General features: G+C 47.9%; 11 protein-coding genes. 5 read left to right on the forward strand and 6 right to left on the reverse strand.

Annotated features, from left to right (window positions below):
* Positions 1-65: 65 nt before the first annotated feature.
* Positions 66-770, reverse strand: coding sequence for an orotidine 5'-phosphate decarboxylase / HUMPS family protein (locus IC229_RS00960; protein WP_190885046.1), 705 nt, complete (start codon positions 768-770; stop codon positions 66-68).
* A gap of 234 nt (positions 771-1,004) precedes the next feature.
* Between IC229_RS00960 and IC229_RS00965 the strand changes: the two genes are divergently transcribed.
* The 5 genes from IC229_RS00965 (at position 1,005) to IC229_RS00985 (ending at position 7,692) form a co-directional block, all read left to right on the forward strand.
* Positions 1,005-1,829 carry an HpcH/HpaI aldolase family protein gene (locus IC229_RS00965; protein WP_190885047.1) on the forward strand — a complete coding sequence of 275 codons (825 nt, stop codon included), beginning with the start codon at positions 1,005-1,007 and terminating at the stop codon, positions 1,827-1,829.
* A gap of 5 nt (positions 1,830-1,834) precedes the next feature.
* Positions 1,835-3,943, forward strand: a complete 2,109-nt coding sequence (locus IC229_RS00970) for a hypothetical protein (protein WP_190885048.1) — start codon at positions 1,835-1,837, stop codon at positions 3,941-3,943.
* A 270-nt stretch (positions 3,944-4,213) separates the two neighbouring features.
* Positions 4,214-5,062, forward strand: coding sequence for a glycerophosphodiester phosphodiesterase family protein (locus tag IC229_RS00975; protein ID WP_317171497.1), 849 nt, complete (start codon positions 4,214-4,216; stop codon positions 5,060-5,062).
* A gap of 16 nt (positions 5,063-5,078) precedes the next feature.
* The gene (locus IC229_RS00980) at positions 5,079-6,455 is read left to right on the forward strand and encodes a purple acid phosphatase family protein (protein WP_190885050.1); all 1,377 of its coding nucleotides are present in this window, start codon (positions 5,079-5,081) and stop codon (positions 6,453-6,455) included.
* A gap of 82 nt (positions 6,456-6,537) precedes the next feature.
* A complete protein-coding gene (locus IC229_RS00985) occupies positions 6,538-7,692 on the forward strand; it encodes an acyltransferase family protein (protein WP_190885051.1) in 1,155 nt (384 codons plus the stop codon).
* A gap of 23 nt (positions 7,693-7,715) precedes the next feature.
* On the opposite strand, the gene IC229_RS00990 is transcribed toward IC229_RS00985, so the two are convergent.
* From IC229_RS00990 to IC229_RS01010, 5 genes are read right to left on the reverse strand one after another with little or no spacing between them, the layout of a single operon-like run.
* Positions 7,716-8,879, reverse strand: a complete 1,164-nt coding sequence (locus IC229_RS00990; RefSeq protein ID WP_190885052.1) for an AraC family transcriptional regulator — start codon at positions 8,877-8,879, stop codon at positions 7,716-7,718.
* Between the two features lie 49 nt (positions 8,880-8,928).
* Positions 8,929-10,194, reverse strand: coding sequence for an MFS transporter (locus tag IC229_RS00995; RefSeq protein ID WP_190885053.1), 1,266 nt, complete (start codon positions 10,192-10,194; stop codon positions 8,929-8,931).
* Between the two features lie 33 nt (positions 10,195-10,227).
* On the reverse strand, positions 10,228-11,865 hold the full coding sequence (pafA, locus tag IC229_RS01000; protein ID WP_190885054.1) for an alkaline phosphatase PafA: 1,638 nt from the start codon (positions 11,863-11,865) through the stop codon (positions 10,228-10,230).
* A gap of 17 nt (positions 11,866-11,882) precedes the next feature.
* The gene (locus tag IC229_RS01005) at positions 11,883-12,719 is read right to left on the reverse strand and encodes an ROK family protein (RefSeq protein WP_190885055.1); all 837 of its coding nucleotides are present in this window, start codon (positions 12,717-12,719) and stop codon (positions 11,883-11,885) included.
* A 55-nt stretch (positions 12,720-12,774) separates the two neighbouring features.
* Positions 12,775-15,354, reverse strand: a complete 2,580-nt coding sequence (locus IC229_RS01010) for a family 20 glycosylhydrolase (protein ID WP_190885056.1) — start codon at positions 15,352-15,354, stop codon at positions 12,775-12,777.
* Between the last annotated feature and the right edge of the window lie 43 nt (positions 15,355-15,397).

Consider the following 15,397-nt stretch of genomic DNA (forward strand, 5'->3'; position numbering starts at 1 on the left):
TTAAGGTTTCCGAAAGAGCAAGTAAGGATGCTTTAAGATGCTTCCTTCGTCAGCATGACAAAAACTTATTGGCCAACCACTACGTCACCATAAGCATGGATTTTTTCGCAGATCAGACGTAGCGATGCTTCCAGATTGCCATCGGCGGTTTTAAACGCGTCGGCGTCGATGGTTAGCGGAGCACCCAGCACAACCAGCGGAGCACCGTATTCGGGACAGCGAATGGCCTGTTCCAGACTAAGCCCGCCCACGGCCTGAACCGGCACACGAACCGCCTGTACTATGTCGCGGAGTTGATCGAGCGGGCTGGGCATCCGGTGACCCTGTGCGGCAATACCCCGCCGTTCGTCGTAGCCGATGTGGTGAATTACGTAGTCGCAACCCAAATCCTCAAGCCATTTGGCACCAGTTACCATGTCGGGGCAAACCATATTATCGCCCATCACTTTCACCCCAAAATCCTGACCAGCTTTCACGACGCATTTGATGGTTTCGGCGTGAGCGCGGGCCATCACCACTACGTGCGTAGCGCCGGCTTTGGCCATCATTTCGGCTTCCAGATAGCCGCCATCCATCGTTTTTAAATCGGCCACAATAGGTACACCCGGAAACGCTTCGCGAAGCTTTCGGACGCCATGAAGCCCCTCGGCCAGAATAAGTGGCGTTCCGGCTTCGAGCCAGTCGACACCAGCCCGCATGGCCAGCGCGGCTGTTTCCAGAGCCTCGTCAATATTGGTCAGGTCAAGCGAAATTTGAACAATCGGTTTCATCGAAAAAGATACGTAGTGGTCGTGTTAAGGATGAATAAACCATCGTGGGCGGCTGCATTTAGCGGAATAGGAAATCTGTTTTTTTGCCTATTCGCTTCTGGAATAATACTACTCGTAACGTAGCGTTTCAGGCTACTCGATTTGCATTAAATTTCGATGAGGGAGTAGCCTGAATGAACCATGCGAACGTAGTATGATTAGTGCCAATAGACTTCCTGATCCCTTGCTTTTCTGATGAGCAATTCGTCCAATTTAAGCCTGCTCCAAAAGCTCAAAAACGGCCAAAACGTTTACGGAACCTGCATGACATCGACTGGGCCAATGTGGCCGAAAGCGGTTAAGCAGATTGGCCTCGACTTCGTCTTTCTGGACACGGAGCATATTCCCCTGAATCGCACCGAACTGGCTCGTCTTTGCCAGCAATTCCGGGCTTATCATATTACCCCCATCGTGCGCATTCCGAGCCCTGACCCGTATCTGGCTTGTCAGGCGATTGACGGTGGAGCGATTGGTATAGTAGCTCCCTATCTCGAATCCGTCGAACAGATTCAGGCGTTGGTGGGCGCGACCAAATATCGCCCGCTGAAAGGTGAAAAATTAGCTAATTATCTGAATGGTAAGGAAACGCTGTCGCCGGAAATGGAGGCCTATATCAAAGCGTACAACGCCGATCACATCAGCATTGCCAACATCGAAAGTGTACCCGCACTGAATCAACTCGATGAATTATTGTCCGTTCCGGGGCTCGACGCCGTATTCATTGGCCCACACGACTTATCGGTAAGCTTAGGTCTGCCCGAACAATACGACCATCCTGATTTTGAAGCGGCTGTGCGAAGCATTATCCACCAGACGCGCCAGAAAGGATTAGCGATTGGTGTACATTTTTCGCTCGAACCCGAACGTCAAATCAAGTGGATACGGGAAGGCGCGAATATCGTGGTACATAGTTTCGACATTGCCCTATTCAGCCAGCGTCTGCGCTATGACCTAACGGTGATTAAAGACGCTATTGGTGATACGTACAATTCAGAATCCGATACGTCTCTAATCGTCTAAGGGATATGGTTGCTGTTAAAACCTTACAAGCTTCTATCTGGCGCAAACCGGCTATGCTGCTGAGCGGCCTTGCGCTGTCGATTGGATGGGGTATTCGTGGCAATTTCGGTCATGAATACGGAGCCGCTTTTTCTGGTTGCCTGTCCGCAATCGTCGTGGCACTCGTATCGGGACGTAGCGACTGGCGGCAACGGGTATTATACTTTGCGTTTTTTGGCGCAATCGGTTGGGGATTTGGCGGTTCGATGTCTTATATGCAGGTGATTGCCTACACACAGAGTGGGCATGGACTGTCGCAATGGTACGGCTACGTAGGGCTGTTTTACATGGGTTTTTTATGGGCGGCACTAGGCGGGGCTGGTACGTCGTTGGCGGCTGTAGCTGAACGAGAACGTTTGGTGCAGTTGTTTAAACCGATTCTTGTGCTGTTTGGGGCCTGGTTCATACAAGATTGGGTTGAGGACCCCATCGCCGAATGGTTGCAGTCGGGTCTTGCTTTCGATAATACATGGTCGCGGCACAAAAATCCACTGTACTGGCTCGATGCTGATTACATGGCCGCCTTATGGGCATTGCTGGCGATGGCGCTTTACGATTTGTATGACCGGGCTGAAAAAAACGGCTGGTTATTACCTGTTTTTGCTGCTGTAGGTGCCTTGGCAGGCTGGGGAATTCAGGCTCTTTTGAACGTAACAGGATTTGATACAAAACTCGCTTCCTGGCTGACGTATCCACTGGGCGACCCGACATACGTAAATCCTGAAACCGGTGCGTTGGCGTTCGATGCACACAATTTTCTCAACAACTGGCCGCAGTGGTTTGGTGATTATCCGCAGCATATTGGCTGGATAATTGGCTTATTATTGGGCGTTACGTGCTACTTTGTGCGATTTGGGAAATTTCGAGATGGAGCTTCGCTGATTGTCTACATGGCGGCTGGCTGGTTACTTTTTTTTCTTGCCATTCCCGTATTGGGTAGCGTCTTAGTTGCCGATTATGGCGGCCTTCGTATGACACCACCACGTAGCGACGACTGGGCGGGAATTACAGGCGTTTTTATCGGCGCTATAGTCTGGTTTCGACATAATAAATTGCTTCCGGTAGCCGTGGCTTCGGTCATCTGCGGCACCATTGGCGGACTCGGTTTTTCGGGAGTTCAGTGGATCAAACAGTTAATGATGGCACCCGGAAATCCGCGTCGATTGATTGGAAACGGCCTTTCTCCTGATAGTGCTGAATTCAAAACCATTACGTCCAACTGGGCCGATTGGCAACATCAGAACTGGCATAGCTTTCTGGAACAGACATACGGATTCATGAATGGCATCGCACTTATAGTGGCCCTGGGTTATCTGGCTACACGTATCCCGATTCACGACGAGCCGCGTGAATCGAAATCCATAACCGGTAAATGGACGTTAGGTGTTGCGGCTGTTTTTGTGTGGCTGGCTCTTCCGTACGTCAATCTGGTCAAAAATGTGGAAGACTGGAGTAAAGGCTTAAACCCCGACGTATGGACGCGCTCTGTAACGCCTGGCTCAACAGAAACCACAACTGCCCTGTGGGATGTTCCTTATGTGGGTAAACTACCCGGCGTTGATTTGCAATTAACGCCAACGGGCTGGTTCAACGTAACGTGGCTACTCGTTTTAGTGCTGTTCATTGTGTTGATACGTCGGCATTTCCGGGAATCGTTTTCCATCATCCCAACAACCTGGTTAGGGCGTGGGCAACTGATTTATCTGGTATTACTCTGGCTGATGGTGGTTGGGAATTTTGAACGCGCTCTGGTCGTATGGCATCCGAGTCGGCTGCTGACGGAATGGGTCATTACGGTCAACGCCATTTTATCCACGTTATTGGTGTTAGTTATTCCGCACGAACGCGAAACGGTTTCGGTTCAGTCGCCCGCATCATTTGCTCCGTTTTATCGACAAGTCTGGATTCGTGCTGTGGCTGCCGTTGCCATTTCAAGTGTATTTTTCGTGGTGACAAACCGACTTATCTACCACTATCCCGTGAATGAAAAAGCGAGTGCTATGATTCACACTCGTTTCGGTCCCGAAGCTGACTGGAAGGCCAAACCCAACCTGAAAAACGCACAGCATAAGTGAGCGTGTATAACGTAAAATGACGTGAACTATGAGATTTCTTTGACTAAAAAGCTGACGCACGGCCCTTCGACAAGCTCAGGGTGACCGCCACTTTGATGCTGTTTACTTAAATGATTCAACTGTCCTGTCACCCTGAGCTTGTCGAAGGGCCGTGCGTCAGTTAGTTTCAACTCAGTCTCTACCAACCAACGTATTATTGCTTCAGAATCTCATAGTTCGCGTTAAAATGGATAATAAGCAATGAAATTTTTTAAACGTAATCTATTCGTTGTGAAATTTTTTGCATTGTTCATTATTCATTTTACATTATACATTTATGGTTACAGTCAGCCTTCTTCCGATTCGATTGATTATTTCCGAAACCAGTTTGTAACACACCCCAAAATGGGCGTTTCGACGCATCGGGGAAATTCGAACGTAGCGCCCGAAAATACATTGGCAACGTATCGGGCAGTATTGCAGATGAAAGCCGATTATATAGAAATTGACGTTCGGACAACGAAAGATGGTAAGCTGATTATTTTGCACGATGGTACGTTGGATCGCACTACGAACGGTTCTGGCCCAGTAAGCGAACGGACGCTCGATGAACTCAAAAAATTATCAGCGGCAAAAGGGGCTGATGATACGTTCCAGACAGAACAAATTCCTACTTTAGACGAAGTTTGCCAACTGGTTGCCGACTGGAACGCGCATCATTCATCAAAAACAAACCTTTATGTCGATTGCAAGGCCGCTGCACCTGAACCTATGGTTGCTATTCTGACAAAATACGGTTTACTGAATGATGCTGTTTTTTATGGTTCAGACAACTATTTAGCCTCTTTGCGGAACGTAGCACCAACGGCCAAACTGATGCCTTCGCTACGTAACACCAGGGAAATGATGGCTAAAATTAATCAGCTTCATCCGTTCGCGTTTGACGTTAGCTGGGCATCGCTTACGGATACGTTAGCAACTCAAATTCATCAACAGGATATTCGCGTTTTTGTGGATTTATTGGGTAACGATGATACGTCGGAAAACTACGCCAAAGCAGCTCGTTTGGGCGTTGATGTTATTCAGACAGATCATCTGTTAAACGTGTATCGAACTTTCTCTACGAATACAACCAGATAAGTATAACTTTCTCATTATGAAACGCTTCCTCGTTACGTTGTTAGGATTGCAACTGGGAATTTCGGCCTGGGCGCAAACGCATAAAGACTACGTACCAACTGTTTATCCTGATCGCCTGATATTAGGCTGGCAGGACAATCCTGCTACGTCGCAATCAGTAAATTGGCGTACGGATTCAACAGTTACGAACGCCGTAGGTGCCATTGCCGAAGCCGATCCATCTCCCGATTTTGTCAGCAAAGCCACTGTCGTTCCAGCCACAACCGAACGTATCGTACTCGACGGAAAAACAAAACTTTACCATTTCGTCCATTTTAAAAATCTGAAACCCGCTACGAAATACACATATCGGGTAGGCGATGGTACGTACTGGAGCGAATGGTTTCAGTTTAAGACGGCGCAGAACGGAGCGGCACCATTTTCGTTTCTGTACTTTGGTGATGCCCAAAATGATATCCGTTCATTATGGTCGCGGGCGATACGTGGCGCCTATTCGACTTTGCCGACTGTAAATTTCATGATTCACGCGGGCGATTTAATTACTACGTCGAATGCCGATTGGCAGTGGGGTGAATGGTTTGAAGCAGGTGGCTGGATTAATGGTATGGTGCCCACTTTGGCGACTCCGGGAAATCATGAATATTTCAGGGATGAACAGGGGAAATCGCGGGTGTCGCGGCATTGGCGACCTTCGTTTGTTCTGCCCGAAAACGGTCCGAAAGGGCTGGAAGAAACAACGTATCAGTTTGACTATCAGGGAACGCGATTTATTTCCTTAAATTCACAAGGTGCCCTGCTCGATTCGGCGGTATTGAATGAACAAGCTAACTGGCTCACGCAGGTATTAAGTAACAATCCGAATCGCTGGACAGTGGTAACGCACCATCATCCAATTTACTCAACGAAACAGGGTCGCGACAATGACGAATGGCGCGCTAAAATGGAGCCGATTTACAAAAAATACAACGTGGATCTGGTGCTTCAGGGCCACGATCATACGTATGGCCGTGGGCTAAATATGCCACTTGGAAAGAGTCGTAAACATCCCGATGGACCAATTTACGTAGTGTCGGTAAGTGGTCCGAAAATGTATGATATTGGATTACAGAACTGGATGGATCGGGCAGCATCCAATACGCAACTTTATCAAATTATCTCGATTGACGGCGATAAACTGTCGTATCAGTCCTACACCGTAACGGGTGAAAAATATGATTCGTTTGAATTGACCAAGAACGGTAAAGGGCAGAACACACTGGTCGATCAATCGCCTGCGTTAGCCCCCGAACGGCTGGAATTACCGGCTGAGTATCAGAAACGATATAAACCTGAAGAGATGGAGCAGTACCGAAATCGATTCCAGGACTATAAAGCACGTAAGGGCATCAAATAAAGAATAATTCATTAGGTATGAAGTGTGATATAGGGTGTATCAACAATCAGCAAATTATATCACACATCACACATAAAAACTCATGCAGAATACTACCAATGCTACGTCGTCAGTTGAGCCGACCATTGCTCAACCCGCTCCTGTTAAACGCTTACTCTCCCTCGATACGTTACGTGGTTTCGACATGTTCTGGATTATGGGCGGTGAAGATATTTTTCATGCGTTGGCGAAAACAACAGGTTGGGCCTGGACCCTTGTTATCGCCGACCAATTCAACCACCCTGATTGGAATGGCTTTCGGGCATACGACCTGATTTTCCCTTTGTTTCTATTCATGGCGGGCGTATCAACGCCATTTTCGATTGGTAGCCGACTAGAGAAAAATGCGAACAAATCGGAAATTGCCCGGAAAATTATTACCCGTGGGCTTATTCTGGTTTTATTGGGAATAATTTACAACAACGGTCTGTTTGTGAAAGCACTTCAGGACACACGTTTCCCGAGCGTGTTGGGTCGGATTGGGTTGGCAGGTATGTTTGCGCAATTGATTTACCTCTACACTCAACCGCGCACGCAGTACATCTGGTTTGTGGGAATTCTGCTGGGTTACTGGGCGATCATGATGTTAGTTCCGGTGCCGGGTTGTGGGGAGGGTTTACTGACAATGGAATGCAATCCGGCCAGCTATATTGATACGTTGTTAGTACCCGGCCGCCTGTATAAAAAGATTCACGACCCTGAAGGTTTGTTCTCAACAATCCCTGCTATTTGTAACGCACTGATGGGCATTTTTGCGGGTACATTCCTGCGGACGCATGGTCGAAGTGGCAATCAGAAAGCCGTTCGATTGCTAGGCATTGGTGCCGGGTTTATCGTGCTGAGTTTGCTTTGGGATTTTGTTTTTCCTATCAATAAAAACCTGTGGACCAGCTCGTTTGTGCTGGTAACAGGCGGCCTGAGTTTGGTGCTTTTAGCTGTCTTCTACTGGATTGTTGACGTAAAGGATATAAAAGGCTGGACGTTTTTTTTCACCGTTATCGGTATGAATTCCATTCTGATTTATCTGGCGGGCGAATTCATTGATTTTGGTTACGCGGCCCGTTTCTTCTTTGAGGGGATTCTTAAATTGGCCTCATCTGAAGCTGTTCTGAAAGTAGGCATGGCCCTGGCACTCATTGCTGTAAAATGGGCTTTTCTGTACTTCATGTACAAAAAGAATTCCTTTCTGCGGGTATAACGTAACACGAAAACCAGCTATCGCTATTTTCCAGCCAGATAGCGATGGCGGTATTCGAGTGGTGTACACCCCTTTATTTGCTTGAATTGACGGGCGATGTTTTTGGTATCATTGAGGCCCAGATCCATCGCAATCTCAAAAACGGCCTGATCGGTCTCCAGCAGTTTCTTGGAAAACTTTTCAATGCGCAGGTTCTGGATGTATTTGTAAATCGGATAACCCACAACCTGCTGAAACCGCATTTCCAGCGATCGTCTGGACAATGGAACCTGCTTCACTACCTCGTCTACCTGTAAATTCTTATCGATATGCTGGTGAATGTATTTCAGTGACGACGCAATGTATTCATCATGCGTGGCGTAAATATCGGTCGATTGGCGGGTAATGACTTGTGTGGGTTCGACCACAATATCATAGAATTCGGTTATTTCCTTACGTATCAGTTTATCCAGCAGTTGCGCAGCGTCGTAGCCACCTTTTTCGGCATCCTGCATAATACTAGATAGGGGAGGGTCTGATAGTTCGCAGAGAGTCTCATCGTTATCGACACCTAACACGGCTACTTCTTCAGGGATTCGAATGCGTGAATGTCGGCAGGTTTCAGTGATGTGCTGCCCCATACGGTCGTCACAGGTTAGAATAGCAATGGGCTTCGGTAAGGACGACAGCCATTTACTCAGCGAGCTGGGTTTGTAGTGCCATAGGTCACTCGAACTATATTCTTCATGTTCGAAATAATGCACCTGGCAACCCGATTGTGCTACCCGCTCATCGAATCCTTCTGCCCGCTCCCGCGACCAAACAATGTGTTTGAATCCATAAAATGCGAAATGCCGGAAGCCCTTCCGTAGAAAATAATCGGCCGCCATCGCTCCCGTTGCCCGATGCGCACCCGTAATGTTTGGAATTTCCGTAAAACGCTCTTTGAAGTCCTGCGCAATCACGGGTATACCCGCCTGAACGATTTTCTCAACGCTGCTTTCGTTGTACAACTGCCCGATGATTCCGTCAGCCTCCCAATCGCGCGCCCAGTTCAGAATACCATCCACCCCCAGCGTTTCCCGGTGAAAAAGCGGCATCTGACAAAACACCCAGGGGCCATGTTCGCGGGCATATTTAGAAATCCCTTTCAACAGGCTACGGCTGTAATCCTCCGCAAAGTCGATAAGTAAAATGATTTTGTGCATAGGATTAAAGAGCGAAAGAGTGAAAGGGTTAATAGTTGGCTCCGCTCTTTCACTCTTTCGCTCCGGTTCGGCGTCCCGATTCACTCTTTAAATTAATTGTTGCATTCATTACTAACGGCTTGGCCCAGAGGCCTATACTGAAAATATAGCCTAATGTAATAAGCATAACCAGCATAGCCCAGCGTAAGCCAAACCATTCGGCCAGGCCTCCGATAATAAGCGGAACGATGGCGCCCCCGACAATACCAGTACACAAGATACCCGAAAAAGTGCCATGATGCTGCGGTATAGAATTAAGCGCCAGCGAAAAAACAATCGACCACATAACTGACGCAAAAAAACCGGTCGCAGGTAGTGCATAAAGTGCCCACTCTTTGGGGCCAAATAATCCCAGTAACAATAAACCAATGGCTCCTACAGTGAAGATCATCAGTACTTTACGACTATCGGCGAGTTTAAGGAGGACCAACCCTAGTACGCAGCCGATGGTCATCAGCCCCCAGAAATAGGCGACGGCCGTAGCACCTTCCGTAGCTGGATCGACGCCGTGATAAAGTTGCAGAAATTTCGAAATCCAGTTGGCAATACCTTGCTCAGTTCCTACGTAAGCAAAAATTCCCGCAAAAAACAGCAGCACCGTTTTGTTACGTAGCAGCTCGGAAAATACGCCCCCTACCTCAATCCGTTCGTCATCTTTCAGTGTTACGTTGGGGAATTTAATTATGGCTACTACTACAATCATCAGTAACGTAGTGAGTGCGAACACCCAATAGAGCGATACCCATTCGAAATGTACCGGTACTACGTTATTTAACCACTGAATCCAGAACGACGTATTGTTGGTATGAATATTTTGAACAAAATAGCTGTAAAGCAACGGACTAAAAAAGGAAGCCGCCCCCGAAAACAATTGTGCCAGTACTGAATTAAACGCGAAATGTTCTTCGCCCCCGGCGACACGTAGCAATGGATTGATTGCCACCTGCAACATCGCCATGCCAACGCCAATTGAAAACAGCGATGCCAGTGCCACCGAAAATTTCGGAATCAGCGCAAAAACCAGTGAGCCCAGAAATGCCAGAACGAACGCGCCGATCAGAACGGGCTTCTCCCGGTATGTTTCGACCAGAATACCGGATGGAATAGAAACACCATAGGCCACAAAAAACGCAAATGGTAGAAATCCTGCCAACCCGATACTCAGGTCAAAACTTTCGACTAAGTCTGGAATTATAGGTCCCAGAATATTAGTTAGAAACGAAATGACGAAGAAAATTAACAGAATCAGGATGACAATCAACGTGTTTTGTCGCATAGGGCTTCGGGCATGGGGCGGAGGCTTTTAGGTTTATTTGAGGGCTTCGTGAACAGCGTTTCCGACGGTGCCACTTGGCGGCAGAATGTGTAGTAAATTCGCGATGGTGGGAGCAATGTCCGCAATCGTAGTGTAACGTAGCGTTTCTCCTTTTGTAACCCCCCAGCCAAACAGCACAAACGGTACGTGCGTATCGTAGTGATAGGGCGAACCGTGATTAGTGCCGGTGCCGCCATTTTCGATCCAGCCGGGTTCAGGAATGAGCTGTATATCGCCACTACGTTTGGCGTGGGTCATATTTTTATACAGTTCAAGTATGTGCGAGTTCAGATTAGACGTACTCATACTTTTCAAATTTAGTACGTCGGCAATTCCCGGCATAGGCAGCAGGGCATCGCGAACAACGGTATGAACAGCATCGACCGTCAGCTTCTTTTTGGCCAGTACCGAACGATTCAAGTACAACTGCGCATTCTCGAAGGCTTCTACGTAATCGTCAGTACCAAAAGCATCTGTCAGAGCTTTGTTGATAGCATCATTCACCTTTTTGCCGCTCAGCAAGCCGGCTGGCAGATTATGCTGTTTCCAGAAGCCCGGTACGTCCATTACGCCGTGATCGGCAGTTAGAAAAACGGTATAATTTCCCTTGCCGGTCCAGCTATCCAGAAACGAAAACAGGTTGGCAAATTCCAGATCGAGACGTAGATAGATATCTTCTTCTTCGACGGAATTTGGGCCAAACGCGTGGCCAATTCGGTCGGGTGTTGAGAAGCTAATTGCCAGGAAATCAGCTGCCTCACCTTTCCCCAGATTCTCGCCTTTAATGGCCGCAATCGCCATATCTTTGGTCATGGTATTTCCGCCCGGCGACGACAGGACAGCACCAAACGCATCGCCCGCCTGTGCCATCAATTCATATGGAAACACGGGTTTGGCGGAGCCTGACAATTTAGCTTCATAGGGTTGGTCATCGGGCGTGCTTTCACTGTATTGATCAATAGGCAAGAGTGTTTTCCAGCCCTGTTTAGCGTATTCAGCAGGGAGTTTACGGGCGTTTAATTCAGAAACCCATTGCGGTAAATCAGGTCGGTAGTACGTACTGGTTACCCAGTTCCCGGTTTTTGAATCGTACCAATACGCGCCTGAAGCAGCATGGCCAGCCGGTAAAATAGAGCCCCGATCTTTGACCGCAATTCCAATGGTTTTTGACCGAAATTGAGTGGCGATACGTAGCTGATCGGTAACTGTACTGACCAGCAGATTTCGGGGAGACATTTTCCCTACGCCGGCGTTTGTACTGCCCACCGTTTTAACCGTACTATCTTCGACGCAGTACACGCCTTTGTGGGAAAATGGATCATACCATTCGTTGCCAATCATGCCGTTAATGGCTGGCAATGAGCCCGTGTACACAGCCGCGTGGCCAGCCGCCGTTACAGTATGGGCGTAATGATAATGATTGTTTCGACAGTTGAAACCTTCGTTCAACATTCGTTTAAAACCACCTTCACTGTATTTATTGTAAAATCGGTAGAGGTAATCGTAACGCATTTGATCGACAACAATACCGACCACTAATTTGGGTTGCGGTAACTTCGTCTTGCGGCCATCCTGCGCCTTAACCAGTAACGGTAGCGCAACGTAGAGAATAGGGAAAAGAAATTTCTTCATAACTAGTAACGATTGAGTCAGACCAACTGCCGAACTAACGCAGCGGCTCCTAATAAGGCAATATTTTCGTTTTCAGACTGAAAAATCTTCAATCGACGTAACGTTACAGGAAAAGCAAAATCAGACATACTTTCAAACATAGTCGATTTGAAAAGTGGGTACGCTTTTGCAATGGAACCGCCCAGAATAATTACCTCTGGGTCGTAGGTATACAACACCACTTTGACGGCGTTGCCGAAATGTTTTCCGAACTCCTTCCACAAACTAAGCGCTTTTTCATCGCCTTGAAGAGCCGCCTGATTGGCTTCTCTGGCTGTTGTTCCGTGGACAACTTCAAAGAAATCGCCAGCGGCATACGACTCGATATTTTTATCGAGGTAGGGCAACAGACCAATTTCGCCAGCACCGCAATTACTCCCGGTATATAATTGATTATCAGCGATAATTCCAGAGCCGAGCCCGGTTCCAATCGCCATTCCTACCGCCGACCGATACCCTTGCGCCATACCAAACTGATGCTCGCCGAGGATAAAACAGTTCACATCATTATTGACGAAAACCGGTATATCAAACTCTTTTTCCAGAATGTCTCGCAGCGCCACTTCTTCCCAGGAGGGAATATTTGCTACGTTATAGACTACGCCCTGCTCAATGTCGACCACCGACGGAACGCCGATACCAATACTGCTGACAGCCGGCTCGATGAACGGTCGAATCAAATCCATCAATTGCGTTAACGTCGCCGAAAGGGAATCTTTCTGTTCCAACACTTTGCTTCTTTGGTGAAGGATAACCCCGTTCCTGACCAGTCCTACCCGCACATTTGTTCCGCCTAAATCAACCCCGATAGTCATGTTGGAAAACTATGTTTGTACGTAATAACTTGATAACCTGTATGGTTATTAACTCTTATAGATTTACCACCGCCGACCGGCTCGACCGACCGGCAGCATCAAAACTTTTTAATTTTACTGTGCCGGAAACCTTCACGGGTTTTGCGTATACCGTTGATTGCGCAGTCGGTTCAGAACCGTCGGTGGTATAACGAATGGCAAGACCCGGTAATTCGACATTTGCCTTTAACAAGCCGTTTTCGATAATAGCGCCGGGCAAAGGTAACCGGTAATTGTATCCGCTATTGATACGTGCCAAACGCGGTAAATCTTTTTGCGCTAACGTATTGGCAAATACGTTCCAGCCTGTATCCATCGCTTTTTCGCGGGCTTCGCGGTTTTCGATGGTTTCCCACGAACGTTCGGGGGCCCAGGCACTTTCGGCAAAACCCAGCAATTTGGGCAAAATGTCGTACTCTGCCATTTCGCGACCTTTCACGGTTTCGCTCCAGAGCTGCGACTCGATTCCCCGGATATTTTTGCGTGCTTCCGGTTTCATACGTTCCAATCCTGTAAACGTAAGGGGTTTCCCCATAGCTGTCCGATACGTTGTCTTGAACATATCGTAGGGCGCAAAAGCCCAGTTATTCCGCGTATCGACGTAGCCAGCCCAATACAAACCCGGCTCCTGTGGGTCGTTGTTATAGGACATATCGAAGTAGAAATTCGATACGTTGCAGAGCACGACTGGATACCCCGCATTCACCAGTCGGTTGCCCAAATCAATATCGAACAGATTGTTCCAGACGTAAGGCACTACGTTCTTGCCCACAAATTCAGGATTCGGTACGTATTTTCCGTCGGCGGTTTTATTCAGGATGGCTTCCTCCCACGCATGGACTTCCAGATTCCGTTTGGCAAGTCGTTCGCGTAATTTTCGGAAGAAATACGTCTGTAAATTTTTCGGATCTTTTATGGTCGGATTCTCTTTCAGAATTTTCGCAGCCTCCGGTGATTTTGTCCAGACGCCTTCGGGCACTTCGTCGCCACCGGCGTGCATGACGTCCATCGGCAAACCAGCTTCTTTGTACATTTTGGTGATTTCGTCTACCACTTTTTCGTAGAAATGATACGTCGATTCACGCCCAACGCTCACTACGTTATCTTTATAACCCTGCGCCGACAGATAGACCGATTTATCGTCAGGATCGATGAGCCGATATTCATTGGCTTCCTGCTCTTTACCTTCCTTCATAAGCCGCTGATAACGAGCTTCCATTGCCTTGATAGCTGCCCGCGCATGGCCCGGTAAATTCAGTTCAGGAATAACCTTGATATGGCGCTCTTTGGCGTATTTCAGAATTTCGATGAAATCGGCTTTGGTATAAAAACCACTACCATGTTTACCTTCAGCGTACGCTTTCGGTCCCGAACCATAGGCAGGATGCAGTACAGGCGTGTCTTTCCCCGACGTATGTTCGCGTTGAGCACCTACCTGCGTTAGCTCGGGTAAACCATCGATTTCGAGCCGCCAGCCCTCGTCTTCAGTGGTGTAAAACAGGAAATGATTGATTTTGTAAAAAGCCAGCAAATCGAGGAGCCGCAAAATGGTTTCTTTCGTCTGGAAATTCCGGCTGACATCCAGATGCAATCCCCGGAAATGGAATCGGGGCGCATCCTCAATCTGCGTATAGGGTAACGTAACGTTTGACGATGGATTCAGATACGTAGCAGTCGGTATCAATGCCAGCAAACTCTGAATACCATAGAAAACACCAGCGGCATCGCTTCCTGTAATCGAAACGCCTTTGCCGTCGATGGTAAGCTGGTACGCTTCCTGACCTATGCCTTTTCCGTTAACTGAACCTGTTTTCAGGGAAATTCCCTTCGCTGCCGATGCTCCCGAAGCGACAGAAAAATCTTTACCTGTCAATGCTTTCAATTTTTGACTCAGCAGTTTAGCTTCGTTTTCAAGCCCTCTGTCTGCATAAATGGATAATGACGCATCGAACGCCAGCGTTCCGGGCAACGTAGTGATTTTAACGGGCGACGGAATGATTTTCTGCAATTGGCTGGCTGGTAACAACGTAGCATTCAGATTGTTGCGATACGTATTTTCGGGACTTGCCAGCGCATACATATCTCCGGGGCCACGTAGCATCTGCTCTTTACGCGTAAAAGGCTTAATAGTGTAGTCGGCGATTTCGGCCATTGATTCTTCCTTGCCCTGCGCATCATACATAACAACGTAGAGGCCCAACGGTGCGTCGGTAACTTTGGTAACGGCTTCGGTACCTTCGTATTTAACCTCGGTCGATGCGCCCGGTTTCAGGCTAAATCCTTTGTTAGGTACCAGTTTATACCAGTCGCCATTGATGTGCTGAACGGTAGCGGATTGTGGATTTTTGGCTGGAAGAATTGGTCGGGGCGACATATTGAAAAACAACGCCCAGTTGGTATCGGTCAATTCCCGGTCGCTGTTGTTTGTCAGGTTGAAACGCGCTTCGAACCCGTCTTTAACCGCGGTGAAATTGCTAACCAGCTCCCACGAAACAGCCAGTTGCTTTCCTGTTTCACTTCCTTCCTTCGCCGTACGCTGACAGCTCACACCAAGAATAAAAAGCAACGACAGAATAACGTAGAAGCCAGCACGCATAAATAGTCAGGTTAAGTAGCCTTAATAGTACGGAAATCAGTAC

The organism is Spirosoma profusum (assembly GCF_014699005.1).
Lineage (GTDB): Bacteria > Bacteroidota > Bacteroidia > Cytophagales > Spirosomataceae > Spirosoma > Spirosoma profusum.